Genomic DNA, 26,099 nt, shown 5'->3' with positions numbered 1-26,099 from the left:
ACGCGTATACCGATCTTGTCTACTTAGTCTTTAGACGTAGGGAGAAGTTTTACATGACCAACACCGACAACACTGGCAGCACCGCCACCACCGGGTCGACGAGCGCTGAAGCTACCGAGGCTCAAGCGAAATCCGGGCAGCGGGGCACCATCGCGGGCACCGGTGTGGTGGCCGGCGTCGCCTACGCTCCCGCGGTGTGGGTACGCCCCCGCCCGCAGCTGCCGCAGTCCGGCGAGGCCATCGTCGCAGAAGACCAGCGCGAGGCAGAGTTTGCGCGCTTCCAGGAGGCCGCGGAAACCGTCGCGCAGCGCCTCGAGGGGCGTGCAGGAAGCGCCGAGGGGCACGCGGCGGAGGTTCTAAAGGCCACCGCCTCGATGGCGCGGGACAAGGGCTGGCACAAGACGGTGCGCAAGAACGTGCGCGGCGGCAACGGAGTGGAATACGCGGTCGTGGCTGCCACGGATAAGTTTGTCTCGATGTTCGAATCCGCCGGCGGCGTCATGGCCGAGCGCACGACGGACCTGAAGGACGTCCGCGACCGCGTCATCGCGGAGCTGCGCGGCGAGGACGAGCCGGGCCTGCCCTCCGTCGAGGGCGAGGCCGTGCTGCTGGCCGACGACCTAGCGCCGGCGGATACCGCTACGTTGGACATCGACCGGATCAAAGCCCTGGTGACCGAGCTGGGCGGGCCCACCAGCCACACCGCCATCATCGCACGCCAGCTGGACATCCCGTGCATCGTGGCCATGGGCGCGAAGCTGCGCGAGCTCAACGCGGGGGAGTGGCTGTTCGTGGACGGTTCCCGCGGGCTGGTCGAGACCGGCGCGGACTCCGAAAGCTCCCAGGCCGCCGTGGCCGAGTACCAGGCCAAGGCCGCCAAGATCGCCCAGTGGGAAGGCCCGGCGCAAACCAGCGACGGCTACCGCGTGCAGTTGCTGGCCAACGTCGCCGACGGCAACGCCGCGCGGCTGGCGGCCGGCACCCAGGCCGAGGGCGTGGGCCTGTACCGCACCGAGCTGTCCTTCCTCAACGCCTCGGAGGAGCCGAGCATCGACGAGCAGGCGCAGATTTACTCCAAGGTTTTTAACGCCTTCGGCGACCGCAAGGTCGTCGTGCGCACCCTGGACGCTGGCTCGGACAAGCCGATTAGCTACGCCACCCTCGACGATGAGGAGAACCCGGCGCTGGGCGTGCGCGGCCTGCGCATCGCCCGCGACAACGAGTCGCTGCTGACCCGGCAGCTCGACGCCATCGCCCAAGCCGCCGAGCAGCGCCCGGAAGGCGCGCAGACTTGGGTCATGGCGCCGATGGTGGCTACCGCGAACGAGGCCCGTTGGTTCGCCGGCCTGTGCCGAGAGCGCAACCTAATCCCGGGCGCGATGATTGAGGTCCCCGCCGCCGCCCTGATGGCAGATACCATCATGCCGCACCTCGATTTCGTGTCCATCGGCACGAACGACCTGACCCAGTACACCATGGCCGCGGACCGCCTGTCGCCGCAGCTGGCGTACCTGACCGACCCGTGGCAGCCGGCCGTGCTACGGCTTATCCAGCACACCTGCGTGGTCGGCAGCGACAACAACGTCCCCGTAGGGGTCTGCGGCGAGGCTGCCGCGGACCCGATGCTCGCCGCGGTGCTCACCGGGCTGGGGGTTAACTCCCTGTCGGCCGCCTCGACCGCCGTTGCCGGCGTGGGTGCGCAGCTGTCTGAGCTCAGCCTTGAGGACTGCCAGAAGATCGCAGCAGCGGCCGTGTCCTGCGAAGGCCCCTCCGAGGCCCGCGAGAAGGTCCGCGAGCTCATCGAGGAATTCTCCCGCCCCGCGGCAGACAACTAAACGCCGCTGAAAAACTACACCCGGCGCAAGCCCACAGCTTAGAGTGGGGCCTGCGCCGGGTGTCCGGCATCTGGGGACTGGGCCTTAGGCGTCGGCGGTGACGACGGTGATTTCGCGCTCGCGCAGCGCGTCGACGAAGCTTTGCGGCGCGGCCGAGTCCGTGATGACGACGTCGATGTCGGAGATCTTGGCAAAGCTGACCAAGTAATCGTTGCCCAGCTTGGAGGAGTCGCACAGGACAACGACCTTGCGGGCGTTGGTGACGAACGCGGCCTTGATGGCCGCCTCCTGTGCGTCCGCCGTGGACAGGCCGTGGTCCAGGGTCAGGGCGTTGGTGCCGATGAAGGCGACGTCGGCGCGCAGCAGCGCCATGGTGCGCAGGGCGGTGTCGCCGACTACTGCCTGGGAAATGCCGCGCACCGTACCGCCCAGCAGCTGGACGTCCTTGATACCGTTATTAGCCAGCGACAGGGCAATGGGCAGGCTGTTGGACACGATGGACAGCTGGTTGGCCAGCGGGCTGGCGGCAATCAGGTCGCTTAAGGCGTTCGTGGTGGTGCCGGCGTCCAAGAAGATGCTGCCCGGGGTCTCGGGGAGGAATTCGAGGGCAGCTTCGGCGATCGCGGACTTTGCCCCGGTGGCCGAGCGCGAGCGCGTGTCCAGGGTGAACTCGGCGGTCTGGAAGGTCTGCGAGGCCACCGCGCCGCCGTGGACCCGGTGCACCACGCCCTCCCGGTCCAGAACGGCCAAGTCGCGGCGAATGGTTTCTGCGGTGACGTCGAATTTGTGGGAGAGTTCCGTGACATTGACGCGTCCCTCGACGGCGGTGAGGGACGCAATCTGCCGACGGCGTTCTTCTGCATACATGGGGGAGTTCTCCTCGGTCCGTGGGTACGCACGCTGATGGGCCAGCGCACACGGTGAAATGGGTCTACTCAAATTGTCTCAGAAAAACCGCGTGGGCAAACACAAACAGAAAAACCCAAGCGCCCGATTCTTGGGTTGCTTGGGTATTTCTTGAGGTAGATCGGGCAAACCGGACCAGGGATCACACACGCGGCGTGAGACTTTGCATGCCCGATTACCTCAGAAAGGGGGAATAACGCGGGAAGTTCCGGGGAATTAAAGCTTGCGCATCACGGAGACGACCTTGCCCATGATTTCCGATTCGTCCCCGTTGATGGGGGAATAAGCGTCATTGTGCGGCAGCAGCCAGACGCCGGTGGAGTCGCGGTGGAATTCCTTGACGGTTGCCTCCTCGCCGTCCAGCAGGGCTGCGACGAAATCGCCTTCCTCCGCCGTGGACTGCGAGCGGACGATGACCCAGTCCCCGTCGAGGATGCCGGCGTCCCGCATGGAGTCGCCGACGACCTGCAGCATGTAGAGGTCTCCGCCGCCGACGACCTCGTCCGGCATGGGGTAGTAAGTATCAATGTTTTCTTCGGCCGTAATGGGGGTCCCGGCGGCAATGCGCCCGACGACGGGGATGTAGCTGACTTGGCCTGCGTCCGGCGGGGTCTGGGGGAGCTCGGCAGACTTGCTGGCCTTCTCGGCCTTCGCGTCTTCCTTTTCGGTGTTGAGGTGGCGGACATCGACCGCGCGCGGCTTGTTGGGATCGCGCCGCAGGAAGCCCTTTTCCTCCAGCTGCCTGAGCTGGTAGGCCACCGAGGAGGTGGACTGCAGGCCGGCCGCGTCACCGATCTCGCGGATGCTCGGCGGGTAGCCGCGCAGGAGCACGGCGTCGTGAATGACCTCGAGGATGCGCCGCTGGCGGGCACTCAAGGAGTCCAGGCTGGGCTTCTGTGAGGATTTGCTGGGTCGGGCCATGGTCTTTAACTCTCCAAGTTGGTTGGCAGGTCGGATAGTCGGTCACAGGCACTGTGGGCCCGCGTAAATTCCTACCTTCATTTCTAGCATGAAAAGTACAAATGTTCGAGACTTTCGCCCGCGCGCTAGACAAACTCTGGGGAGCCTGCTATAAATCGAACACAGAACCTAATTCGAACATTCGGACGAAGGAAAGCCGATGCCATGTCGGGGTCCAGATTTAGACTCGGTGGCACCAAAGAAAGGAAGGATTACTATGACTCTCGCCTTTGACGACCGCCGTATTGCTGACACTGAATATGCAGCTTACCGCTCCGGTACTCTCGCGCCTTCCGTGGTCCCCGCGGCTGCGGTGTGGGAGCCTTCCGTCCGTGTTTCCGAAAACCGCAATCCCAGCGCCGGTTGGCTGGGAGGTGGACCGGCTGGCGTGGGCGATCGTTATTCTCGAACGCTCACGCTGGATAATCGAACAGACCGTCGTTCGCAGCCCGCGCTTAGTGCTGAGGATTTCGCAGGGCAGCCACGTGGGGCGGTCTCCGAGCAGGCGCGCCAGAAGGGCAACTACGCGCTCGGCGCTGTGTTCGGATTCGCCGTCTTCCTGGGCACGTTGGCGGCGGGCATGGGCCTGGTCGACGGCGCGGATGCGGCCGGTTCCTTGGGCACGGCGGACAGCGCCGTGACCCAACAGGCCACCCTGAACTAGGAGACGGGCTAGCCCGCCCGGTTGAGGCTCGCTCGGGCGCAGTAGACTGGTAGCGCATCCGCTTAATCTGCTCTGGCGGATTGAGTCGGAAAGCTAGAAAGATACGGGGAGCGAGCCACATTGTATTGCCCATTTTGTCACCACGAGCAGTCACGCGTTATTGATTCCCGCGTCGTTGACGCGGGCACGTCCATCCGCCGTCGGCGCGAGTGTTCTTCGTGCCGGGGCCGTTTCACCACGGTCGAGAAGGCGGTGCTGTCCGTGGTCAAGCGCAATGGGCTGTCCGAGCCCTTCAGTCGTGACAAGCTGATCCGTGGCGTGCGGCGCGCCTGCCAGGGCCGCGACGTTTCGGATGACGCGCTGAAGCGCCTGGCCCAGGAGGTGGAGGAGACCGTGCGCAGCCATGGCAGCTCCCAGATCAATGCCAACGATATTGGCCTGGCCATCCTCGACCCGCTGCGCGACCTCGATGAGGTGGCGTACCTGCGCTTTGCCTCCGTGTATAAGTCCTTCGACAGTGCGGACGACTTCGAGTCGGAGATCCGCCTGATGAAGCGGCGCGACCGCACCAGTTTTTAGGCTCCCGCTGCGGCGCTAGGCCAGCTTGTCGACCGCCTTTTGGATGCGCCGCAGGGAGACCGCGTGCGCGGTGCCGAGGCGCTGGGCGAACAGGGAAACCCGGAGCTCCTCGATCATCCAGTAGATATCGCGCACCGCTTTGGTCTTCGCGCGGCCGGCCGGCAGGGAGCGCAGGCGATTGTTGAGGTAGGCCTTGGCCTCATCGACCTCGGCTTGGCGGTCCGCGTCCTTGTCCGGATCTAGGTTCATCTCCTCCAGCCGGATGCGCACGGCTTGCAGGTAGCGCGGCAGGTGCCGCAGGTGCTCGATGCCGTTTTTCGTGATTGCTTGCGCCGGAAGCAGGAAATCCAGCTGGGCGCGGATGTCGTCGATGGCCGGGCCGGTCCACTTGTTGAGCTCGTCGGTGATGCGGCCGTATTCGACTAGGCCCGGGGCGATAGCGACGACCATCTGCCGCACGCGCCCGGGAACCGCCGGGGCGATCTTCTTGCGCAACTGGTCGAATTCCTCTGGGGAGCGCACCGGGCCGCCGGCTTCCAGTAGAAGATCGCGGAGGGCTGCCACGCGGGCGTCGGAGACCAGGCCGTCGGCCCCGCCGTGCGGGTAGTTGTCGATGGCCACGCGCTGCTGCAAGGGCAGGCCCTTGACCATGGGGCGCGGGTTGACGGTGATCTCCCGCATGAGCAAGGTCAGCGTGGTGGTCAGCATGGCGGCATCGGCCGCGGCCTTGGTGGGGTGCGCCTTGACCTCGACGCCGTCCTTCGTGGCGACCAGCGCGGGGTAGGCGGTGACCTCGTGGCCGTCTACCGTAGTGCGGACCTCGTCGTCGATGGAGCCCAGATTATCCGAGCGCCATTCCTTGACCGCCCCGGACTCCGAGATGCGGCTGACCTTCGAGACCGAGGACTTAATCGAACCGGCCTGGCGATGGACCAGCGCGGAAAGATCGCGGTCGGAGTCGATAATCTTTCCCCGCTTGTCGATGGCCGCGTAGTTCATGCGCAGGTGGTCGGGCAGCGACTGCGGGCGGAAATCCACGGCGTTGATGCCCTGGCCGCCCAGCTCCCGCAGAACATCGGCGAGCTGTTCGGTAATGGGCCCGGCGTAAGGGACCAGCTTGTCCAGGGCGCGCTCGGCGAACTCCGGGGCAGGCACCACCGTGCGGCGCAGGGCCTTCGGCAGGCTGCGGATGAGCTCCGTGACTAGCTCCAGGCGCAGGCCCGGTACCAGCCAGTCGAAGCCGGTGGTCTCCAGCCCGGCCAGCATGGGCACGGGGACCTGGATGGTCACGCCGTCCAGGGGATCGCCGGGGCTGAAGTGGTACGACAGGTCCAGCTCCATGGAACCGGCGCGCCAGGTATCGGGGAAGTCCGCCTCGGTCACGCGGTTATCGGCGTCGTTAACCAGCGCCTCCGGATCGAAGTCCAGCAGCGCGGGGTGGGCGTGGCGCTCCTTCTTCCACCAGGAGTCGAAGTACTTGCCGCTGGTGATATTGGCGGGCAGGCGCTCGTCGTAGAAGGCGAAGAGGGTGTCCTCGTCCGCGACCAGGCCGCGCCGGCGCGCCTTGTCCTCGTACTCGGCCGCTTTGTCGAGTTTGGCGACATTGTCGTGGAAGAAGGAATGGTGGGTATTCCACTCGCCGCCGATGAGAGCGTGGCGTATGAACAAGTCCCGGGCCGCGGCTTGGTCGACGCGGTGGTAGGGCACGGAGCGGTCGTGGACCACCGGCACGCCGTAGAGCGTCGACTTCTGCTTGACCATGGTGGTGGCCCGCTTACTCGACCAGACCGGGTCGGAGTAGCTGTGCTTGAGCAGGCCGGCGGCCAGGCGCTCTACCCAGGCGGGATCGATCTGGGCGACATCGCGCGCCCACAGCCGGGAGGTCTCCACCAGCTCGGCGGCCATGACGAACTCCGGCGGCTTCTTCGCCAGCGCGGAGCCGGGGAAGACCATAAAGCGCGTGTTGCGGGCGCCGTGGAACTCCTTGGAGTTGCCGTCTCGGGCGCCGATATTGGACAGCAGGCCCGACAGGAGCGCCTGGTGGATGGCGGCATCGGCACGCTTGCCGGATTCCTGGGCGGTCCACTTGAGCTGCTTGGCGACCTCGCGCAGCTGACGCACCAGGTCGAACCACTCGCGGATGCGCATGTAGTGCAGGAACTCCGCCTTCATCTGCTTGCGGAAGGCATTGCCGGACTTTTCGTTGCGGGAGTCTTTAATGTAGTCCCACAGCTTGAGCTGGCTTAAGAAATCCGAGGTCTTGTCCTTAAACCGCGCGTGCGCCTGGTCCGCCTGGGCCTGCTTTTCCAGGGGGCGTTCGCGTACGTCCTGGATGGTCATGGCCGCAACGATGATGATGACGTCGTGCAGGCAGCCCAGCTTGTGGGCTTCCACCAGCATCCGCGCCATGCGCGGATCCACCGGGATGCGCGCGAGCGTGGCGCCGGTCTTGGTCAGCGTGGGCAGCCCGTTCTTGTCGGCCGTACCCAACGCACCCAGCTCGTTGAGCAGGGCGATGCCGTCGCGCACCGCCTTGTCCGCCGGTGGCTGCACGAAGGGGAAGCGGGAGATATCGCCCAGCCGCAGGGAAATCATCTGCAGGATGACGCTGGCCAGGTTGGTGCGCAGGATTTCCGGGTCGGTGAACTCTGGGCGGGATAAAAAGTCCTGCTCCGAGTAGAGGCGGATGGCGATGCCGTCGGCTACACGTCCGCAGCGGCCGGAGCGTTGGTTCGCGCTGGCCTGCGAGATGGGTTCGATAGGAAGGCGCTGGACCTTGGTGCGCGTGGAGTAGCGCGAGATACGCGCGGTGCCAGTGTCCACGACGTAGCGGATGCCGGGTACCGTCAGGGAGGTCTCGGCAATATTGGTAGAGAGCACGATCCGCCGCCCCGAGTGCGGGCTAAAGACCCGGTGCTGCTCCTGGTTGGACAGGCGGCCGAAGAGGGGAGTGACCTCCACGCCCTTCCACTTCTTAGCCTCGATGACCTCCATGGCGTCGCGGATGTCGCGCTCGCCGGGGAAGAAGCACAAGATATCGCCGTCACCCTCGGCCATGAGCTCGGTCAGGGCTTCGACGAGCCCGTCCAGCGGATCCTGGTCGACCACCTTGCCGCCGGCCTCGAATTCCAGGGGTCGGTAGCGGATCTCGACGGGGTAGGTGCGGCCGGAGACCTCGATGATGGGCGCGGGGCCTTCCGGGCTGGCGAAGTGCTGGGCGAAGCGCTCGGGATCGATGGTCGCCGAGGTGATAATCACCTTAAGATCCGGGCGCTTGGGTAGCAGCCGTTTGAGGTAGCCCAGCAGGAAGTCGATGTTCAGCGAGCGCTCGTGGGCCTCGTCGATAATGATGGTGTCGTAGGCGTTAAGGAAGCGGTCGCGCTGCATCTCCGCGAGCAGGATACCGTCCGTCATGAGCTTGACGGCCGTGGACTTGGAGACCTGGTCGTCGAAGCGGATGGCGTAGCCGACGGTCTGCCCGATCTTCTGGCCGAGTTCGTCTGCGATACGCTCGGCGACCGTGCGGGCTGCCAGGCGCCGCGGCTGCGTGTGGCCGATCAGTCCGCGGCGGCCGCGCCCCAGCTCAAGGCAGATCTTCGGGATCTGCGTGGTCTTACCGGAGCCGGTCTCGCCGGCGATGATGACCACCTGGTTGTTGTCGATTGCCTCCGCGATGTCGTCCCGGCGGGCGCTGACCGGCAGGCTGTCCGGGTAAACGATCTCCGGCACGAGGCGGTCGATGCCACGCACGCGCTCTTCGGCGGCGTCGATGTCGGCGGAGATCGCCGAAAGCGCGTGCGGGGAGCGCGCCTTTTTCAGGCGGCGCCGGAACGAGTACTCGTCGGCGCTGCGCACATTAGCCAGGCGGGCGTACAGATCGTCGCGGCTGGGCGCAGCGGGAGAGTTGTCGCGCGCCTCGCGCGGTTCTTGCGGGTCCTTGTGTGTATTAGCCATTGTTGCAGCTAATTCTACTCACGGCGGCGCGTGAGGGCTCAAACCGGTAACTATTGAGAAACTCTTTCGGAACAGGTTGAACGTATAGGGCCGCCGGGTGATACCGTCACTGGGGTAGCCAGTCCCCGCCGCATCCTGTTGATGAATTCAGAAAGGACCCACCATGACCACCCCGAACGATCCGCACGACGGGCAGTCGCCGAACGACTCCTTTGGCGATCTACCACGTTACGAGCCGACGAGCCACCCGGAGGACAACCCGAATTTCGGCTCCCCGAATCCCGGCGGGCAGCAGGCCCCGGGCTACGGTTACGCGGGCGCGCAGGGTTATGTGGGCGGCAATGATGGATACCTGCACGGGCCGCAGCGCCCGCAGGCGGTCCGGTCCATCGGCTGGGGCTTTTCCGCCTTCGGCCGCAACTGGAAGACCCTGGTGCCGCTGGCGCTAGTCCTGGGCCTGGCCGGCGCGATCCTGTCTATAGGCATCTCCTTGCTCACCGGCGGGGATATCGAGGCAGGTTACTCGGGCAACTCCGTGGTCACCAGCCTGCTCAGCCTGGTGATCTCGATCGTGGTCACGCCCGTTCTGTACCGGTTTGCCACCTGGCACGTCGACGAGCCGCGGCCGGGTATCGGCGCCCTCGGCAAGGACGTGCACTGGGCCGCCGCCGGCGTCTACCTGGTCGTCCAGGGGATTATCACCGTCATCATGCTGGGCGGGATGCAGCTAAGCGGCTTCAACGAGATGAGCAACACCACCGACCCGGCGCAGCTGGATCCGAGCTTGTTCGCGGGGGTTTTCGCCTTCTTCATGGCCTTCGGCCTGCTCATGTTCTTCCTGTCGCCGCTGTTCACGCTGATGCCGTGGTTCGCGGCAGACGGCAAAACCGGCTTCGGTGCCTCCTTCTCGACGGGCTTTGCCGCCGGCAAGAAGAACTACCTGCAGCTGCTGCTGTTCAGCCTGTTGGTGGGGCTTATTTCCTTCGGTCTCATGCTGGCCGTGACGCTGGTGAGCCTGCTGTTTATCTCCTTCGGCATCGTGGGCGTGATCCTGATGTCCATCTTCATCATGCTGGGCGCCAGCATCGTGGCGGCCGTCGTGCTGCTGGCCCAGGCGCACATGTATCGCTCGTGCGCGGCTACCGTCCGCGTCTAAAAGCGGCTCACTAAAGTTTTCACCCCGCCCGGAGCACGTGGTTGTGCCCCGCGGCGGGGCGAAGTGTTTGTGGCGCTTGGACTTACTGGATGGACTCGCGGGAACGGGCCAGGGCCTTGTCGTGGGCGTCCTTGACGGTCTCGCCGAACTCGCGGAACTCTTCGGCACGGGCGGCGGAGTTGCGGAAGACCAGGCCGATCTGGCGCTGGGCGGTCACGGAATCATCAAAGCGGGCGATGCCCAGATCCGGGTGGTTAGCTTCCGCGGCCAGGGCCGAATCCGGCACCAGGGTGGCGCCCAGGCCCGCGATGACCAGCTGGACAATGGTGGTCAGCGACGATGCTCGGGTCACCGAGTTGGTGGCCTCCGATGGGTTGATCTTCGCCTTGCGACACAGGTCCATGATCTGGTCGCGCAGGCAGTGGCCGTCGTCGAGGAGCAGCAGATCCAGGGAATCCAGGTCCTCGAGCTTCAGGTCGTTGCGGCCGGCCAGCGGGTGGTCGCTGGGGACGACCACGGCGAAGTCCTCGGTGTAGAGGGGGACCTCGACCAGCCCGGAGGCCTCCGACGGCAGGGCGATGATGGCTAGGTCCAGCTGGCCGTCGCGCAGGCGCTGGAGCAGATGCTCGGTCTGCTCCTCGACGATGCGGGGCTCCATATCCTCGAACTTGCTGTGCAGGTTCTTGAGCAGATCCGGGAGGATGTACGGGGCCACGGTCGGTATGGCACCGATGGTCAGTGGCCCGGACAGGTCGCCGTGCGCGCCGCGCGCGTGGGCGAAGAAGGCGTTGGCGGCTTCCAGGGTGGCCTTGGCGTAGGGCAGTAGCTTTTCGCCGGCGGCGGTGACGATGACTCGGCGGGTGGAGCGTTCAATCAGTTGGATGTCGAGGCCTTGCTCCAAAGCGACCAGCGCCTGGGACAGGGAAGGCTGGGAGATTTGTAGCTTTTGGGCGGCCGTGCCGAAGTGTTTATTTTCGGCGATGGTGACGAATGTGCGCAGCTGAGCGAGGGTGGGACGGTACTCTTTATTATGCATACTTATCATTATATCATTAATAGATAGGCAGGTCTATTGACGTTCTAGAAATTGATAGGCATAATGGAAGTCGTTGGCCGCTAAGGCGGCCGCAGACCACAAATCTGGACCAAGCAACCTCATTAAAGGAGATGTTGTCAACAATGCCTATTTTGACCGTTGGGGAAAAGTTCCCGGAGTTCAATCTGACCGCGCTCACCGGTGGCGACCTGCACGACGTGAACGCCCAGCAGCCGGAGGACTACTTCGAGCAGGTTTCGCTGGATAAGTACGAAGGCAAGTGGAAGATCGTCTTCTTCTACCCGAAGGACTTCACCTTCGTCTGCCCAACCGAGATTGCGGCATTCGGCAAGCTGGACGAAGAGTTCCAGGACCGTGACACCCAGGTGCTGGGCGGCTCCACCGACAACGAGTTTGCTCACTTCAACTGGCGCGCCACCCACCCGGACCTGAAGTCCGTTCCGTTCCCGATGTTCTCCGACGTTCGCCACGACCTGATCCGTGCGCTGGGTGTCGAGAACGCTGACGGAGTCGCCGACCGCGCCACCTTCATTATCGACCCGGACGGCATTATCCAGTTCGTGTCCGTCACCCCGGACGCTGTGGGCCGCAACGTGGACGAGGTCCTGCGTGTGCTCGACGCCCTGCAGTCCGAAGAGGTCTGCGCTTGCAACTGGGAAGCTAACGACCCGACCAAGAACATCAACAAGATGGACGTCGTTCAGGAATCCCTGAAGTAAAGATTCAAGCCATGGACCCCGTCGAAGTCCGCTCCGGCGGGGTCTTTGTTTCAATCCCGTTGAAATATACTTATCAAAAACTAGAAGGAGAATAGTCTTGTCTATTGATAACCTGAAGAGCTCCATGCCCGAGTACGCCAAGGACCAGAAGCTGAACCTGGGCACCCTGACCCGCAGCACCGAGCTCAACGAGGAGCAGCTCTGGGGCTCCCTGCTGGCCGCCGCCGCCGCTACCCGCAACGACACCGTCCTGTCCGAGATCATGGAAGAGGCCAGGGAGCACCTGTCCGACGAGGCCGTCGAGGCTGCCCTGGGTGCCGCCACCGTCATGGCGATGAACAACGTTGCCTACCGCGCCAAGGGCTGGCTCGGTGACGACTACGCTCAGGTCAAGTTCGGCCTGCGCATGAACATCATCTCCAAGCCGGGTGTGGAGAAGGCTAACTTCGAGCTGTGGAACACCGTGGTCTCCGCCATCAATGGCTGCGAGCACTGCCTGGCCGCCCACGCGCACGAGCTGCAGGAAGCCGGCCTGACCAAGGAGCAGATCTGGGAGGCCGTCAAGGTTGGCGCCGTCGTTCAGGCTGTCGCCCAGACCGTCCAGATTGAAGCCGCTCGCTAAATTTAGCGCCGCGCTTTAAAACAGACACCCGCCCTAAGGCTCGCAACTGAGCCCGGGCGGGTGTTTTCGCGTCCCAAGGGGGAAGGCGCCCTAAGCCGTTAGTAGTCGACGCGCAGATCGGACAGGCGGACCTCGCCGGCCTCGTCGGAGGCGTCCAGGTCGACGGTGCCGACGAGCGCGTAGGCGTTGTCGCCGTCCGGGTCCTTGATGATCTGGCGCACGTTCCACGTGCGCGGGTGGGTTTCTGCCAGGCGGAAGTACTCCGGGCCGCGGGCGGCGGGGCCGGAGTCGATGTCGGCGTATTCGTCGAAGTAATCGTCCAGCGCCGCGCCGAAATCGGGGACCTCGTCCAGATAGTCGAGGAGCTCGGCCAGGCGGTCCTCCTTCTCGAAGGCGAAGAGCTGGACCAGGCGGAAAAAGTAGTTGCGCACCATGATGGTAAACGCGCGCTTGTTGGACGTCAGGGCGGTCGGGTCCTCCACGCCGAAGGCCAGCTCCCGGTCGACCGTGGCTTGGTCGACGGGGGAGTCCTCGCCGGCCATCTGTGCCCACTCGTCCACCAGGGAGCTGTCGACCTGGCGGATGAGCTCGCCCAACCATTCCAGGATGTCGGCGAGCTGCTCGGTCATGTACTCCTGCGGCACGGACTGCTTGAGCGTGCGCCAACAATCTGTCAGGTAACGCAAGATTACGCCCTCGGAGCGGGCCAGCCCGTAGGTGGCGACCAGGTCGGAGAACGTCATGGCCTTCTCGACCATCTCGCGCAAAACCGACTTGGGTGCGATGTCGAATTCCCTGGCCCACGGGTTGCCCTCGCAGAAAGACTCGAAGGCCTGGTCCAGCAGCTCCTCCAGGGGCTTGGGCCAGGTGATCTCCTCGACGATGGCCATGCGCTCGGTATAGTCCACGCCCTCGGCCTTCAGCGCCGCGATCTCCTCGCCCCGGCGGGCCTTCTGCTGGGCCTGGAGCACCTGCCGGGGTTCGTCCAGGATGCTCTCGAAACAGGAGATGATGTCCAGGGCGAAGGTCTCGGACTCGGGATCCAGCAGCGTCAGCGCCGCCAGCGCGAAGGGGGAGAGCGGCTGGTTCAGCGCGAAGTCCCGGGGTAGCTCGCGGACCAGGTGGTAGGGCCGGCCGTAGATGTCCAGGCCCTTGGTGGATTTTTGGACCACGCCGGCGTTGAGCAATCCCTTGAACAGGTCCAGCGCGGTTAGGATGTGCTGGTTCTGCTGGGCGCGGGTGTCGTGGTTGGTCCGCAGGAGGTGCTTGAGGTGCTCGTAACCGTTGCCGTGCCGGGCCAGGACGTTGAGCAGCATGGAGTTCGACATGCGGAACTGCGAGGTCAGCTGCTCCGGCTCGGCGTGGGTCAGCCGCTCGAAGGTCTTTTCCGACCAGGAGACCTCGCCGTCGCGCGGGGCCTTTTTGCGAAGTTTCTTCAGCCGCTTCGGATCGTCACCCACGCGGCGGCGGGCCTTGGCGTTTTCGATCTCGTGCTCGGGTGCTTCGACCACCACGGTGCCCTCGGTGTCGTAACCGGCGCGGCCGGCGCGCCCGGCGATCTGGTGGAACTCGCGGGACTTCAGGATGCGCTGGCGCGTGCCGTCGAATTTCGCCAGGCCCGTCATCAGCACCGTGCGGATGGGTACGTTGATGCCCACGCCCAGGGTGTCGGTGCCGCAGATGACCTTCAGCAGGCCGCGCTGGGCGAGACGTTCCACCAGGCGGCGGTACTTGGGCAGCATGCCGGCGTGGTGGATGCCAATCCCCTTGCGCAGCAGCCGCGACAAGTCCTTGCCGAAGGTGGTGGTGAACCTAAAACTACCAATCTCGCCGGCGATGGCCTCCTTTTCCTCCGGTGTAATCATCGCCTTGAGGGAGGTCAGTGCCTGCGCGCGCTCGGCGGCCTCACGCTGGGAGAAGTGCACCACGTAGATGGGCGCCTTGCCGGCGCTTAGCAGCTCCTCGATGGTGTCGTGGGCGGCCAGGAAGGTGTAGCTGAAATCCAGCGGGACCGGGCGCTCCGAGCCCGCCACGAGGTCCGTGGTGCGGCCAGTGCGCTCAGAGAGATCCTTTTCCAGCCAGGAGGTGTCACCCAGGGTGGCGGACATCAGGAGGAACTGGGCCCGGTCCAGCTCCAAGAGCGGGACCTGCCAGGCCCAGCCACGCTGCGGGTCCGAGTAGTAGTGGAACTCGTCCATGACCACCTGGTCGATTTTCGCGTCGCGGCCGTCGCGTAGTGCGATATTAGCCACGATTTCCGCGGTGGCGGCGATGATGGGGGCGTTGCCGTTGACGGTCGCGTCGCCGGTCATCATGCCGACGTTTTCCGCGCCGAAGATTTCGCACAGCGCGAAGAATTTTTCGCTGACCAGGGCCTTGATAGGCGCGGTGTAGAAGCTGCGCTGCCCGCGGGCCAGGGCGATGAAGTGCGCGGCGTTGGCCACCATGGACTTGCCGGAGCCCGTCGGCGTCGCCAGGATGACATTGTCCCCAGCGAGGATGCCTAACGATGCCTCCTCCTGGGCCGGGTAGAGCGAAATCCCGCGCTCGGTGGTCCACGCGGTAAACGTGTCCCAGATGGCGGTGTCGACGAGCGACTCCGGTACTTCGGCGAGGTCGGGCAGCATTTGCGTTAAAGTCACGCCTACCACTCTAGGTCATCGCCGCAACCGCCGTCACCGCCGGGCGCGGCCCGTCTAGCTCTCCTCGCCGCGATCCTCCGGCCCCGCCCCGGAGTCCAGATCCTGGTCGTCGCGGCCGTGGTTCATGTTGCGCTCAATGGCGCGGCGGACCTCCGGGTCCTGGTCATCGAGGTAGGCCAGGAAGCGCTCGAATTCCTCGCTGATTTCCTCGCCGGTGGGCATGTTCTGCTCGCCCGGCAGGACGGCCTGCGGGTGCTCGTCGCGGTAGTGCTCGAGGAAGGAGTCGTACTGCTCCTCGAGCTGGCGAACGACCTGGTTTACCTCCTCGGAGTCCTCGACCTGCTCGGTCAGCTGCTGGTTGACGCGCTCGACGTCGTGTTCCAGGCTGCCGAGCGGCAAGTCCAGGCCCGCGGCCGTGGCCACGGACTCCAGCAGCTGGAGCGTGGCGTGCGGGTACGGCGAAGAGGCCAGGTAGTGCGGCACGTGCACAGTAAAGCCGGCGACCTTGCGGCCGCGGTCGGCCAGCTCCTTTTCCAGGTAGAGCTGTGCCGATCCCGGGACCATCATGGTGGAATCCAGCTTGAACATCCGCTGCTTGAGCCGGCGCGAGTTGCCGTGGGCGGTAATCACCAGCGGGCGGGTGTGGGGCACGGGCATCGGGGCAGCGTAGAGGCAGATGGTGTCCGTGACGTTGAACTTGTCTGCCAGGTCCGCCACCGCGTTGGTAAAGCCTTCCCAGCGCAGGTCGGGCTCGGGGCCCGACAGCAGCAGGAAGGGTTTTTCGCGGTTGTCGCGCACCACGCGCATGCTGAGGTCGAGCTGCTCGATCTCCATTGGGCTGTCGGCGTCGATGGTCACCGCGGGGCGCCGCGAGCGGTAGTCAATGAGTTCGTCGTTGTTGAACGCGGCCACGGGACGCGATTCGAGCGCGGCGAGCAGGTGCGCGGTGCTGGCGTCGACCGCCTGGCCGGCGTCCGCGTAGCCACTCATGGCTACTACGAGGGTGGGGCCGTTGCCGTCGTCGCTCGTGGGGTCGACTACTGGGGCAGGATACTCCAGTTCGTACATGCGGCGATTTTCATCAGGCATGTCTTTTCCTCCTTCTTTTACCTGCAACAACGATTAGCCGGCCGGGTTTATTCCTTAAGCTTTTCGGGAACGCATTGGCGCTATTGTAGACCATCCGCAAGCGTCGCGGCCTGTGGATAACGTGCCGATATATTACGTGGAATATAAAAACGGCGAGTTATCCACAGGCGCGAAGCGCTAGCGCTCGACCTCGGGTGGAATCCCGCCGATGATGACAGCATGACTAATTCACAAGAACGCACGTACACACCCGCCGAAATCCTTGCCGACATCCCCGGAAACCTTGGTTTCTACCCGTCCGAATCCCTCGTAATCGTCAGCTTCCAGCCCGCTCACGACGGCACCGAAAGCTTCGTCTCCGGCCCACTGTTGCGCATCAGCATCGACGACGTCGAAGAAGGCTGGGAGGAAGGACTCGCCCTGTTGGACAACTACCCCGACCACATCTTCCTGGCATTTATCATCAGCACCCGCCCGGAGCGCCACCTGGCGGAACTCATTAACTTCCTCGACGACCCAGACCAGTGCTGCGTCGACCTAGAGGGCCTGTGGATGGTGCCGGAAATCCAGGTCGGCCAACCCTACGAGGAAGTTTTTGCTGACCCGGCGCTGCACCAAGGCCCCGGCGGCGACGCGTGGCTCTACGGCCGCGTCGCGCCGATTACGGAGTCCCACAGCATGCGCGCGTGCATCGCCGAGGGCGAACTGCCCGCGCTCGACCGGCAGGAATGCTTCGAGCCCTTCCAGCGCCGCAACCCCCTGGGGGAGTGGGAAGAACTCGCCGCGCTCGGCCGGCTGGCCATCGCCTGCGCTAACGATGCCTGCTGCGGCCGGCACACCTACGGCTACGACCTCGTGGCCATAGACAACGACGTCCCGGAGGTCTTAAGCGACATTGACGTCCCCGCCGACTGCCTCGCAGACGACGAGCTGCTGTTTACCGCCGCGGTGTGGATGGGCAGCACCAAGGCCCGCGACGTCGCCTTGCGCGGCTGCCTGGACAACCCCGCGGCCGCGGCAATCTTGATGCTGGCGCTGGCCCAGACCTTTAGCGGGACTATCCGCGCCAACGCGCTGGCCGTCTACTCGGTCTGCACCATCCAGATGGGCATCTACTACAAAGCCAGCACGGCGCTGATGGTCGGCCGCAAGGAATTCCCCGAGCACACCTTCCTGCGGTTGTTGCTCGGCGCTTTCCGCTGCGGGCTGAGCGAACACCTCATCGACAGCGTGCGCCAGGGCTCGGAGAAGGCCCGGCTGGCAGCCGTCTACGGGGTCTGCGGCTGTGCCTCCGAGCCGCGGGCGGCCTAGTCGGTGCGGAGTAGCCGGTTTTTGCCTATTGGCGGCGGGCCGAGTGTGCCTTGTCGCCGAGCTGGCGAGTGAACTCCCACGCGTCCGAGACGATGGTATCCAAGTCCGTGCGCGTCGGGTTCCAGCCCAGCTCGCTTTTGATCTTCTCGGAGGAAGCGATAAGCACCGCCGGGTCTCCCGCGCGACGCGGGGCGTCCTCGGCGGGGATGGGGTGGCCGGTGACCTTGCGGCAGGCGGCGATGACCTCCTTGACCGAGTAGCCGTCGCCCGAGCCCAGGTTGTAAATTCGGTGGGTGCCCGGCTGGTTGCTCTCCAGCGCCAGCACGTGGGCGTCGGCCAGGTCGCGGATATGAATATAGTCGCGGACCGCGGTGCCGTCCTTGGTGTCCCAGTCGTTGCCGAAGATGAAGATCTTATCGCGGTGCCCCAGGGCCACCTGCAAGATGATGGGGATGAGGTGGGTTTCCACCTCGCGGTTTTCCCCGATAGAGCCGTAGGCGCCGGCAACGTTGAAATAGCGCAGCGAGGTCGCCGCCAGGCCGAAGGCCTTCGCGTACGAGGTGATCATGTAGTCGATGGACAGCTTGGTTGCCCCGTACGGGTTCGTCGGCGCGGTCGGCAGGTCCTCGGTGATCGGCACCTGCTTCGGCTCGCCGTAGGTGGCCGCCGTGGAGGAGAAGACGAGGTTGTTGACGTCGTTAGCCCGCATGGCATCCAGCAGGGCCAGGGTAGTGCCGACGTTGTCGTGCCAGTACTCGTTCGGGACCTCGACGGACTCTCCCACCAGGGAACGCGCGGCGAAGTGCAGCACGCCGTCGAAGCCGCCCTCGGACAGCACCGACTGGGCCAGCCCGCCCACGCGGCCCTCGACCAGGCGCGCCTGCGCCGGGACGGCCTCGCGGTTGCCCGTGGAAAAATCATCGATGATCGTCACGTCGTGGCCGCGCTCGATTAGAACGGCGGCGCAGACGCTGCCAACATAACCGGCGCCGCCGGTGACCAGAAGCTTCATAAGGTTTAAGACTCCTCGATCCGCACGGCGTGGGCCAGGTCGGTGAGCAGCTCGATGCCCTGCCCGGACTTGGTGGTCAGGGTGATAGCTCCGCCGTTGTTGAGCGCGGTGACTTCGGCGCCGACGACGATTCCGGCGTCGTGCAGTTCCCGGAAGTGCTGGTGGTCGACCTGCAGGATCTCATTGATCTGGCTGACCACGCCGGTGACTTCCTTGCCCTCCGGCAGGTCAATGGCGCGCGTGCCCTGAGACTGCTCCGGCGCGTTGGTGCCCAGCTGCGCCAGGCCCGGGATCGGGTTGCCGAAGGGGGAGCGCGCCGGATCATCCAGCACGGCGACGACGCGGCGCTCCACGTCCTCACTCATGACGTGCTCCCAGCGGCAGGCCTCGTCGTGGACCTGGTGAATGTCCAGGCCCAGCACGTCGGTCAGCAGCCGCTCGGCCAGGCGGTGCTTGCGCATCACGGCGGTCGCCAGCTCGCGCCCGCTCGGGGTCAGATCCAGGCTCCGGTCGGTGCGCACGTGCAAAAGGCCGTCGCGTTCCATGCGGGCCACGGTCTGCGAGACCGTCGGGCCGGACTGCTCGAGCCGCTCCGCGATGCGGGCACGCAGCGGGGTAATACCCTCTTCCTCGAGCTCGTAAATGGTTCGCAGATACATTTCGGTGGTATCGACTAGGTCCCTCACGTGGGCTGGCACCTTTCTGATTCCGGGGAGTGGATGATTGCTGACAGCGCAGGATTGCTAAACCTAAGCTGCGGCAAAACTAATACACCATAGTCTAGCGTATATCGCCGCGGGCCCGTTGTTGCAGTAAAGGCTATAAACGCCATTCGGCACTAGCTTAAGCGAATGGATAATGACGAAACCGCCGGCCTGAAAGTTCAGGTCCGGCGGCGGGGAGGCGGTGGATACAAAATCTACTGGGCGTACTCGCGCAGGCGGTCGGCGCGCTGGCCGTCGCGGAGCTTGGCCATGACCTCGCGCTCGATCTGGCGCACGCGCTCGCGCGACAGACCGAACTGGCGGCCGATCTGGTCCAGGGTGCGCGGCACGCCGTCGTCCAGGCCGTAGCGCAGGCGGATGACGTCCTGCTCGCGCTGCTCCAGGGAGCCGATGACCGAGCGGATATCGGAGTGGCGCAGGGAGGCGACGACGGCCGTTTCGGCATCGGTAGCCTCGGCATCCTCAATGAAATCACCCAGCGGGGCCTCCTCGTCCGCGCCGACCGGCATGTCCAGTGAGACCGGGTCGCGGGACTGGCGCAGGAGCATCTCAATCTTGTCCTCATCGATGCCGGATTCCTCCGACAGCTCCTCGTTCGTGGCCTCGCGGCCCAGCGACTGGTACATCTCACGCTTGATGCGGGAGAGCTTGTTGACCTGCTCGACCAGGTGGACGGGCAGGCGGATGGTGCGCGACTGGTCGGCCATGCCGCGGGTAATGGCCTGGCGGATCCACCAGGTGGCGTAGGTGGAGAACTTAAAGCCCTTGGCGTAGTCAAACTTCTCCATCGCGCGGATAAGGCCCAGGTTGCCCTCCTGGATAAGATCCAGCAGCGGCATGCCGCGGCCGGTGTAGCGCTTCGCCAGGGAAACCACCAGGCGCAGGTTCGCCTCCAGCAGGTGGGAGCGGGCCTTCTTGCCTTCCTTTACGAGAATCTTCAAGTCGCGCTTCTCGGCGCGGGTGAGTTTTTCCGCGTTGTTGAGTTTGTATTCGGCGTACAGGCCGATTTCGATTTCCTGTGCCAGCTCGACTTCGTCCTCTGCGGACAAAAGAGCGGTCTTGCCGATGCCGTTGAGGTAAACCCGCACGAGGTCGGCCGAAGGGTTGTCATTAGTATGTCCGCGGCGCGAACCGTGATCTACTTCTTGCTCCGTGGCGTCTTGCTTAGATGAATCCTGGTCGTGGGAAGTGGTCATCTAGGGCCTCCTAAAGTATCGCCGGTTACAAACTACTCAACGGCTCGTGGTGCGGATTAGTTCCCCCACCAACTTTTGGGGGTGGCGAACTAGGTCTCCACCAGCAAAGTAAAGGGTCCTTGGTTGACTGAGCTGACTTCCATCATGGCGCCGAAGCGGCCCTCGGCCACGGCGATGCCGCGGGAGCGTAGCTGGCGGACCAGCTCGACAATGGCCGGCTCGGCCATCTCCGCCGGCGCTGCCGCCGACCAGGAGGGCCGCCGCCCGCGCGCCGTGGCGCCGTACAGGGTGAACTGGCTGACCACCAGGACGGGCGCGCCGGTATCCGTCACGGATTTTTCCCCGTCGAGCATCCGTAGCTCGGCGATCTTCCGCGCCATCTTCTCCACGGCAGCTGCCGTCGTGGACTCGTCCTCGCAGTCTTCCCGCGAGACCCCCACCAGCGCCAGCACCCCGCCGGTCTCCGGGCAGTCGATGCTGCCCACCGTCTCACCCGCCACGGTCACGCTCGCCTGCGATACCCGCGTCAACACTGCCTTCATTTGCTCTTCGTGCCTTTCTTCTCGTTGCCTGCTCGGCTGGGTGCTTCCTGCGCCGGGGCTTCCTGCGTCGGCGCTATTTGCCCCGGCGCTTAGTCCAGGAACTCTGCCGGCAGCACCAGCCCGTGCCGGATTAGGTCCACGATGGCAGGCACGGCCGAGCGCACCAGCTCCTCCTCGTCCAGCCCGTGGGCGGCGGCGTACAAGGCGATGGTCTCACCCAGGTTGAGCCCATCCGGCCGCAGCCCGGCTACCACCGCGGCCAGTCCGTCGTCGACCTCGTGCGACCAGCGCGGGCCCTCCGTGCGGGTCAGGCGCTTGACCGCCGGCTCGAAGCCCTGATGGCTTTCGGCATCCGCGACGGAGATGTCCTCCAAGGCCACACCGGGGCGCAGCCCGAAGTACTTGGTCTCAATTTCCCCGGGGACTAGGTCGCGGAGCCAGGCCACGCGGGCGAAGTATTCCTCCACCTCCGGGCCCAGCGGATCGCTAAAGGACTGGGGTAGCGACTCCGCCAGGACCTCGGTGGGGGCATCGTCAGCAATGCGCTGCAGCGCCACGAAGCCGAAGCCGATGCCGGTCACGTCGTGGTCGGACAGGTACTCCAGCCAGACCTTGCTGCGCTTGCGGCCGGCGCGGGTGCGCACGTCGACGGACTCGTCGCGCAGCCACGTGGACACGTACAGCGCCGGGTCCGCCACGTCGCGCTCGATGACCCACGCGGCCACCCCGTGCGACGGCAGCCAGCTGGCCACGCGCTGCGCCCAGTTCTCGTCGGTGCGGTGAACCCACGCCGCCAGCAAGTGCGCGGTACCGCCCGGGTTCAGGTAGTCCGCCACCTCCGAGACCACCTTCTGGGAGGCCCCGTCCAGCTCCATCCCGGAGTCACGGTAGACGTGGCCCACCTCCGGCAGGCCTACCACGAACGGCGGGTTGGCCACCACGCGGTCGAAACGCCGGCCTGCCACCGGCGCGAACCAGGAACCTTCCACAAGCTCCACCCGGTCTCCGGCACCGGCCGCGGCCACCGTCGCGCGCGCCAGTGTCAGGGCGCGCTCGCTCACATCGGTCGCGGTGACCGACTCCGCGCAACCCAGCTGGCCGAGCACCTGCACGCCCGAGCCCGTGCCCAGGTCCAGCACCGTGCCGACCGGGGAGAGGGGAGTGGACTGCAGCAGCGACAGGCTGGCCGCGCCCACGCCCACCACGTGCTGGGAGCCGGGCACGTGGTCGACCAGGGAGGCATCGACGTCAGAAAAGACCACGCGCTCCCGGCCGGCGATGATCTGCGGCCGAATCTCCAGCGCGCAGTAGACCGTTCCGTGCTCGTCCGCGCGCATGATGCCGGTATCCACCAGCTGCGTGGCCAGCCGCGCGCCCACGGCCTGGGCCAGGGCGGTGGCGGGGACGGCATCGTGCAGCAAAAAGATGCGGACAAGCCACGCCATCTGGCTGTTGTCCCGGCAGCGCAGCGCCACCGGGGCGTACTCGCCACGGTGCAGGGCCTCGGTGACCTCCGGGCCCAAATAGCCGGCAATACCGGCCACGTCGAAACCGGCGGAGGTAAAGACATCGGCGAGCTCACCCGCCAGCGCGGAGAGATCGTCCGGAAGCGGCAGACAAAAGCGTTCAGTGGCGGGCATAGCAGGCAGGCTCCTTGTTTCTTAAGGGTTCTTCGGGTCGTCGTGGTTGATGGTGTCCGGCTGCTCGAGTTGCGCGCGCTGCTGGCCGGACACCTGCTCACGCTGCTGGGCGGCCATCTGCCGAGCCAGCGCCGGCTTGTAGACGTTGCGCTCGCGCTTGTCCTTCGGCTGGCCGCGCCCGTTGGCGATGACCACCGCCGCCCACGGCAGCGGCAACGTGAGCCCGGAGACAATCCCCGCCGTGATCCACGCCTGATGCGCGTAGACTAGGTAGATGGAGATAAACAGGGCGGGGATACGGATAAACTGCAGGATGGCGTAGACCACCTCGCGGTGGTGGCGATCCTGGCCGGGGCCGACCTTGGCATCCGTAATCAGGGACACCGAGGCGCGCCGGAAGAGGCGGCGGGAGCCCTTAACAGGGGGTTCGCCGTCCGGATTGTCAACGGTGTACGGTTCCATGCCTCCCTAGGGTAGCTGGGGACTCGCATTAATCCACACTCTTGCGGCAAAATGGGGTGCTGTGAGTACGACGACGAAAACAATCGAAAGGCCAGACGTCCGGGAGGATACGTCCACTCCGAATGACGACACCCCGAAATTCTTCCACTACGTAAAGAAGGACCAGATTCTCGACTCCGCGGTCAACGGCAAGATGGTTGTCGCGCTGTGCGGGGAGACCTTCCCGGTGACCAAGCAAGCCAAGCCCGGTTCGCCGGTCTGCCCCGACTGCGAGCGGATTTTTAAGGGTCTGCGGCGCAAGTGATTCCGGGCAAGAACAAAGGCAAACTCCGCCAATGGCAGCAGGAGGCGCTGGAGAAGTTCTTGCGCACCAAGCCCCAGGACTTCATGGCCGTGGCGACGCCGGGCGCCGGTAAGACCACCTTCGCCCTCCGCGTGGCCACCGAGCTGCTCGAAGACCGGACCGTCGAACGCGTCATCGTGGTGGTGCCCACCGAGCACCTGAAGATCCAGTGGTCGTCCGCCGCCGCCCGCGTCGGCATGTCCCTGGACGCGCACTTCACTAACTCCTCGGCGGTCAACCCCGCCTACGACGGGATCGTGGTCACCTACGCCCAGGTCGGCATGCACCCGTTCAAGCACCGGGCGGTCGCCTCCGCGCGGCGCACACTGGTCATTCTGGACGAGATCCACCACGCCGGCGACGCCAAGAGCTGGGGCGACGGCGTGCGCGAGGCCTACGACGACGTCAATCACCGCCTGGCGCTGACCGGTACGCCCTTCCGCTCCGACGATTCCCCGATCCCCTTCGTGCGCTACGAGCAGGACGGGGAGGGCCACCTGGTCTCCCGCTCCGATCACGCCTACAACTACGGCGACGCGCTGGCCGATGGCGTCGTGCGCCCCGTGGTCTTTCTGGCGTATTCCGGTGAGGCCCGCTGGCGTGATTCCGCGGGCGAGGAGTACGCCGCGCGCCTGGGCGACATCCTCAACCCCGAGCAGACCGCGCGTGCCTGGCGCACGGCCCTGGACCCGAAGGGGGACTGGATCCCCGCGGTGCTGCAGGCCGCGCACACGCGCCTGATGCAGATGCGCCGCAGCATGCCCGATGCTGGCGGCCTCGTGCTAGCCACCGACTCGACGATGGCCCGTGCCTACGCAAAGATCCTCAAAGGCATTTCGAACACCCCGGTCTCGGTCATCCTGTCCGACGATCCGGGTTCGTCCGAGCGGATCGATGAGTTCTCGGAGAGCAACGACGAGTGGATGGTCGCCGTTCGTATGGTCTCCGAGGGCGTCGACGTGCCCCGGCTGGCCGTGGGCGTGTACGCGACCTCGGCGTCGACGCCGCTGTTTTTCGCCCAGGCCATCGGCCGCTTCGTCCGCTCGCGCATGCCCGGCGAGACCGCTTCGGTCTTCCTACCTTCGGTGCCCGTGCTGCTGGGGCTAGCCGAAAACATGGAAAAGTCCCGTGACCATGTCCTGGGCAAGCCGGACCGGCCCAAGGAGGGCTGGGACGACGAGCTGCTAGAGCAGGCCAACCGCAAGGAGTCCGAGCCGGACCTGGACAAGCCCTACGAGTCGCTCGGCGCCGACGCGGAGTTCTCCTCGCTCATCTACGACGGTTCCTCCTTCAACACCGCCGCCTTTACTGACGATGCGGAACAGGCCGATTTCCTCGGCATCCCCGGGTTGCTGGACGCCCAGCAGGTCAAGGACTTGCTGCGCAAGAAGCAGGAAGAAGAGATGGACGCCCGGGAGGCGCGGGAGAAGGCGCGCCGGGCTGAGGCCGCGGCGGAGGAGCATCGGCGGCAGATCTACGGCATGCCGAGCGCGCCGAAGCAGAAGCAGCAGCCGCAGGGCGGCGGGGACGAGGAGGTCGCCGTCGACGAAATCGCGCGGCTGCGCAAGGAACTCAACACCGTCGTCTCCATCACCGCCGGGCGTAAGGGGCGGCCGCACGGTGCCATCCACAACGAGGCGCGCAAGGCCTGTGGCGGGCCGCCGACCGCGCTGTGTAACGCCGAGCAGCTGCGCGAGCGCATCGAGTATCTGCGCGCGTGGTAGCGTTCGCGCTGCGAAGTAGGCCACTTATTCGCTATTGTGGGGCGGGATAGGTAGTTATAGCACTAGGAAAGAGGGTAGAAATGACCACTCCCAACACCCCTTACGGGAACGACCAGAACAACGACTCGAACCAGGGCCTGCCGTCCTACGGTGATTCCCGCCCGGGTGCTAACGATGCCCAGGGCCAGCACGCCGGCGAGCCCGGCGCCGGCTACGGCGGCACCGGCGAGGCGAACGCTGGCTTCGACGGCGGCGCCTATGGGGCCTCGCCGGAGGGCAACGCCCACGCCGCGCCGGCTGCCGGCTACGGCGGCTCCCAGTACCAGGGGGGCTTCGAAAACGCGCCGAACTTCGAGAAGTCGAAGCTGGCGTTGGCCGTTCTCATCATCGGTATTGTTGCCTTGGTCGGCCTGCTTGTCGGCGGCTTGGGCGCTCTCCTGGGTGTCGTGGGCGTGGTGCTGGCCATCGTGGCCCTCGTGCGCAACGCCAAGAAGCCGAAGGAGGCCCGTCGCACCTGGATGTCGGTGGTGGGCCTTATCCTCTCTCTGATTTCGGTCGCCGTCGGCGTGCTCATGGTGCTCTTCATCGGTTGGTTCTTCAACGAGGCCAACTTCGAAGAGTGCCTGAGCCTTCAGGACGAGCAGGCGCAGCGCGAGTGTATCGAGCGCCAGAGCGAGGAACTGGTCAACTCGAGCAACTAGGCTCTCATTCCTCTTGGCCCCGCCTGGTGCGGGGCCGTTTTGTGCCTAATTGTGCCTAAGTGTGCCCAAATTATGCCAACCTGTGGCTACTTGGGCACGTTGCTCTATTTTTCGGCCTTTGGGCAGGTGGCGCCGCGAAAGCGGCTGTTTTCGGCCTGTGGATGGTTTGCGCAGGGTGGTTAGCTTGCCCCGAGTTATCCACAGATCCGTATTTCGGCCCTTGTCGGGGCTGATCTGTGCTTCTAGCGTGTGAGTCATGA

Annotated in this window: 22 protein-coding genes; 10 read left to right on the top strand and 12 right to left on the bottom strand. The window is 65.2% G+C overall.

Annotated elements, in window-relative coordinates; genetic code table 11:
• The first annotated feature begins 53 nt into the window (after nucleotides 1–53).
• Entirely contained in the window at nucleotides 54–1,835 is a 1,782-nt protein-coding gene (gene ptsP, locus HMPREF3067_RS04045; protein WP_083319127.1) for a phosphoenolpyruvate--protein phosphotransferase, read from the top strand.
• Nucleotides 1,836–1,919: 84 nt separating this feature from the next.
• Here ptsP and HMPREF3067_RS04040 read toward each other — a convergent pair whose 3' ends face one another.
• Nucleotides 1,920–2,702 carry a DeoR/GlpR family DNA-binding transcription regulator gene (locus HMPREF3067_RS04040; RefSeq protein ID WP_070768451.1) on the bottom strand — a complete coding sequence of 261 codons (783 nt, stop codon included), beginning with the start codon at nucleotides 2,700–2,702 and terminating at the stop codon, nucleotides 1,920–1,922.
• Between the two features lie 255 nt (nucleotides 2,703–2,957).
• A complete protein-coding gene (gene lexA / locus HMPREF3067_RS04035) occupies nucleotides 2,958–3,662 on the bottom strand; it encodes a transcriptional repressor LexA (RefSeq protein ID WP_070768450.1) in 705 nt (234 codons plus the stop codon).
• A 256-nt stretch (nucleotides 3,663–3,918) separates the two neighbouring features.
• On the opposite strand from lexA, the gene HMPREF3067_RS11215 reads away from it, so the two are divergent.
• Nucleotides 3,919–4,365: a hypothetical protein gene (locus HMPREF3067_RS11215; RefSeq protein ID WP_141759320.1), complete on the top strand. Its 447-nt coding sequence runs from the start codon at nucleotides 3,919–3,921 to the stop codon at nucleotides 4,363–4,365.
• Nucleotides 4,366–4,485: 120 nt separating this feature from the next.
• Nucleotides 4,486–4,944: a transcriptional regulator NrdR gene (nrdR, locus tag HMPREF3067_RS04030; protein WP_070768449.1), complete on the top strand. Its 459-nt coding sequence runs from the start codon at nucleotides 4,486–4,488 to the stop codon at nucleotides 4,942–4,944.
• A 15-nt stretch (nucleotides 4,945–4,959) separates the two neighbouring features.
• Here the strand turns inward: nrdR and hrpA are convergent, their stop codons facing one another.
• The gene (gene hrpA / locus HMPREF3067_RS04025; protein ID WP_083319126.1) at nucleotides 4,960–8,898 is read right to left on the bottom strand and encodes an ATP-dependent RNA helicase HrpA; all 3,939 of its coding nucleotides are present in this window, start codon (nucleotides 8,896–8,898) and stop codon (nucleotides 4,960–4,962) included.
• A 163-nt stretch (nucleotides 8,899–9,061) separates the two neighbouring features.
• Here hrpA and HMPREF3067_RS04020 point away from each other — a divergent pair, with 163 nt between their 5' ends.
• Nucleotides 9,062–10,054, top strand: a complete 993-nt coding sequence (locus HMPREF3067_RS04020) for a hypothetical protein (RefSeq protein WP_070768448.1) — start codon at nucleotides 9,062–9,064, stop codon at nucleotides 10,052–10,054.
• Nucleotides 10,055–10,136: 82 nt separating this feature from the next.
• Here HMPREF3067_RS04020 and HMPREF3067_RS04015 read toward each other — a convergent pair whose 3' ends face one another.
• Nucleotides 10,137–11,090, bottom strand: a complete 954-nt coding sequence (locus tag HMPREF3067_RS04015) for a hydrogen peroxide-inducible genes activator (RefSeq protein ID WP_070768447.1) — start codon at nucleotides 11,088–11,090, stop codon at nucleotides 10,137–10,139.
• 143 nt (nucleotides 11,091–11,233) lie between these two features.
• Here HMPREF3067_RS04015 and HMPREF3067_RS04010 point away from each other — a divergent pair, with 143 nt between their 5' ends.
• Together HMPREF3067_RS04010 and HMPREF3067_RS04005 are read left to right on the top strand one after the other, a co-directional pair.
• Entirely contained in the window at nucleotides 11,234–11,830 is a 597-nt protein-coding gene (locus HMPREF3067_RS04010; RefSeq protein ID WP_070768446.1) for a peroxiredoxin, read from the top strand.
• Between the two features lie 97 nt (nucleotides 11,831–11,927).
• Complete coding sequence (locus HMPREF3067_RS04005) at nucleotides 11,928–12,452, top strand: alkylhydroperoxidase, AhpD family (protein WP_070768445.1); 525 nt, start codon at nucleotides 11,928–11,930, stop codon at nucleotides 12,450–12,452.
• A gap of 98 nt (nucleotides 12,453–12,550) precedes the next feature.
• On the opposite strand, the gene HMPREF3067_RS04000 is transcribed toward HMPREF3067_RS04005, so the two are convergent.
• Together HMPREF3067_RS04000 and HMPREF3067_RS03995 are read right to left on the bottom strand one after the other, a co-directional pair.
• Entirely contained in the window at nucleotides 12,551–15,094 is a 2,544-nt protein-coding gene (locus HMPREF3067_RS04000; RefSeq protein ID WP_070768444.1) for a DEAD/DEAH box helicase, read from the bottom strand.
• 54 nt (nucleotides 15,095–15,148) lie between these two features.
• Nucleotides 15,149–16,183: a PAC2 family protein gene (locus HMPREF3067_RS03995; RefSeq protein WP_070768443.1), complete on the bottom strand. Its 1,035-nt coding sequence runs from the start codon at nucleotides 16,181–16,183 to the stop codon at nucleotides 15,149–15,151.
• 219 nt (nucleotides 16,184–16,402) lie between these two features.
• On the opposite strand from HMPREF3067_RS03995, the gene HMPREF3067_RS03990 reads away from it, so the two are divergent.
• Nucleotides 16,403–17,494 carry a DUF4192 domain-containing protein gene (locus HMPREF3067_RS03990; protein WP_070768442.1) on the top strand — a complete coding sequence of 364 codons (1,092 nt, stop codon included), beginning with the start codon at nucleotides 16,403–16,405 and terminating at the stop codon, nucleotides 17,492–17,494.
• Nucleotides 17,495–17,519: 25 nt separating this feature from the next.
• Here the strand turns inward: HMPREF3067_RS03990 and galE are convergent, their stop codons facing one another.
• The 6 genes from galE to HMPREF3067_RS03960 form a co-directional block, all read right to left on the bottom strand.
• Complete coding sequence (gene galE, locus HMPREF3067_RS03985; protein WP_070768441.1) at nucleotides 17,520–18,506, bottom strand: UDP-glucose 4-epimerase GalE; 987 nt, start codon at nucleotides 18,504–18,506, stop codon at nucleotides 17,520–17,522.
• A 5-nt stretch (nucleotides 18,507–18,511) separates the two neighbouring features.
• Entirely contained in the window at nucleotides 18,512–19,192 is a 681-nt protein-coding gene (locus tag HMPREF3067_RS03980) for a metal-dependent transcriptional regulator (protein WP_070768440.1), read from the bottom strand.
• Nucleotides 19,193–19,425: 233 nt separating this feature from the next.
• Nucleotides 19,426–20,427, bottom strand: coding sequence for a sigma-70 family RNA polymerase sigma factor (locus HMPREF3067_RS03975; protein WP_070768439.1), 1,002 nt, complete (start codon nucleotides 20,425–20,427; stop codon nucleotides 19,426–19,428).
• An 89-nt stretch (nucleotides 20,428–20,516) separates the two neighbouring features.
• Nucleotides 20,517–20,969 carry a D-aminoacyl-tRNA deacylase gene (gene dtd, locus HMPREF3067_RS03970; protein ID WP_070768438.1) on the bottom strand — a complete coding sequence of 151 codons (453 nt, stop codon included), beginning with the start codon at nucleotides 20,967–20,969 and terminating at the stop codon, nucleotides 20,517–20,519.
• An 89-nt stretch (nucleotides 20,970–21,058) separates the two neighbouring features.
• Nucleotides 21,059–22,609: a DUF7782 domain-containing protein gene (locus HMPREF3067_RS03965; protein ID WP_070768437.1), complete on the bottom strand. Its 1,551-nt coding sequence runs from the start codon at nucleotides 22,607–22,609 to the stop codon at nucleotides 21,059–21,061.
• A 21-nt stretch (nucleotides 22,610–22,630) separates the two neighbouring features.
• On the bottom strand, nucleotides 22,631–23,071 hold the full coding sequence (locus HMPREF3067_RS03960) for a DUF3099 domain-containing protein (RefSeq protein ID WP_083319125.1): 441 nt from the start codon (nucleotides 23,069–23,071) through the stop codon (nucleotides 22,631–22,633).
• Between the two features lie 61 nt (nucleotides 23,072–23,132).
• Here HMPREF3067_RS03960 and HMPREF3067_RS03955 point away from each other — a divergent pair, with 61 nt between their 5' ends.
• The 3 genes from HMPREF3067_RS03955 to HMPREF3067_RS03945 all read left to right on the top strand — a co-directional run bounded on the left by HMPREF3067_RS03955 (nucleotide 23,133) and on the right by HMPREF3067_RS03945 (nucleotide 25,839).
• Nucleotides 23,133–23,375, top strand: coding sequence for a DUF3039 domain-containing protein (locus tag HMPREF3067_RS03955; protein WP_070768436.1), 243 nt, complete (start codon nucleotides 23,133–23,135; stop codon nucleotides 23,373–23,375).
• A complete protein-coding gene (locus HMPREF3067_RS03950; RefSeq protein ID WP_070768493.1) occupies nucleotides 23,375–25,138 on the top strand; it encodes a DEAD/DEAH box helicase in 1,764 nt (587 codons plus the stop codon). Before HMPREF3067_RS03955 ends, HMPREF3067_RS03950 begins: the two co-directional genes overlap by 1 nt.
• An 80-nt stretch (nucleotides 25,139–25,218) precedes the next feature.
• Nucleotides 25,219–25,839 carry a hypothetical protein gene (locus HMPREF3067_RS03945; protein WP_070768435.1) on the top strand — a complete coding sequence of 207 codons (621 nt, stop codon included), beginning with the start codon at nucleotides 25,219–25,221 and terminating at the stop codon, nucleotides 25,837–25,839.
• Nucleotides 25,840–26,099 lie beyond the last annotated feature (260 nt).

This window comes from Corynebacterium sp. HMSC04H06 (assembly GCF_001815935.1).
Lineage (GTDB): Bacteria > Actinomycetota > Actinomycetes > Mycobacteriales > Mycobacteriaceae > Corynebacterium.
The sequence above is the reverse complement of the archived record's forward strand: the minus strand, read 5'-3'. Positions and strand labels throughout refer to the sequence as shown.

Excerpts from the sequence above, each read along its gene's own strand:
- hrpA (WP_083319126.1), bottom strand. The coding sequence starts at position 8,898 with ATGGCTAATACACACAAGGACCCGCAAGAACCGCGCGAGGCGCGCGAC.
- HMPREF3067_RS03995 (WP_070768443.1), bottom strand. The coding sequence starts at position 16,183 with ATGCCTGATGAAAATCGCCGCATGTACGAACTGGAGTATCCTGCCCCA.
- dtd (WP_070768438.1), bottom strand. The coding sequence starts at position 20,969 with ATGAAGGCAGTGTTGACGCGGGTATCGCAGGCGAGCGTGACCGTGGCG.
- HMPREF3067_RS04010 (WP_070768446.1), top strand. The coding sequence starts at position 11,234 with ATGCCTATTTTGACCGTTGGGGAAAAGTTCCCGGAGTTCAATCTGACC.
- HMPREF3067_RS04020 (WP_070768448.1), top strand. The coding sequence starts at position 9,062 with ATGACCACCCCGAACGATCCGCACGACGGGCAGTCGCCGAACGACTCC.
- HMPREF3067_RS04015 (WP_070768447.1), bottom strand. The coding sequence starts at position 11,090 with ATGCATAATAAAGAGTACCGTCCCACCCTCGCTCAGCTGCGCACATTC.
- lexA (WP_070768450.1), bottom strand. The coding sequence starts at position 3,662 with ATGGCCCGACCCAGCAAATCCTCACAGAAGCCCAGCCTGGACTCCTTG.
- HMPREF3067_RS03965 (WP_070768437.1), bottom strand. The coding sequence starts at position 22,609 with ATGCCCGCCACTGAACGCTTTTGTCTGCCGCTTCCGGACGATCTCTCC.
- HMPREF3067_RS03945 (WP_070768435.1), top strand. The coding sequence starts at position 25,219 with ATGACCACTCCCAACACCCCTTACGGGAACGACCAGAACAACGACTCG.
- HMPREF3067_RS03960 (WP_083319125.1), bottom strand. The coding sequence starts at position 23,071 with ATGGAACCGTACACCGTTGACAATCCGGACGGCGAACCCCCTGTTAAG.
- ptsP (WP_083319127.1), top strand. The coding sequence starts at position 54 with ATGACCAACACCGACAACACTGGCAGCACCGCCACCACCGGGTCGACG.
- HMPREF3067_RS11215 (WP_141759320.1), top strand. The coding sequence starts at position 3,919 with ATGACTCTCGCCTTTGACGACCGCCGTATTGCTGACACTGAATATGCA.
- galE (WP_070768441.1), bottom strand. The coding sequence starts at position 18,506 with ATGAAGCTTCTGGTCACCGGCGGCGCCGGTTATGTTGGCAGCGTCTGC.
- HMPREF3067_RS04040 (WP_070768451.1), bottom strand. The coding sequence starts at position 2,702 with ATGTATGCAGAAGAACGCCGTCGGCAGATTGCGTCCCTCACCGCCGTC.
- HMPREF3067_RS03990 (WP_070768442.1), top strand. The coding sequence starts at position 16,403 with ATGACTAATTCACAAGAACGCACGTACACACCCGCCGAAATCCTTGCC.
- HMPREF3067_RS03975 (WP_070768439.1), bottom strand. The coding sequence starts at position 20,427 with ATGACCACTTCCCACGACCAGGATTCATCTAAGCAAGACGCCACGGAG.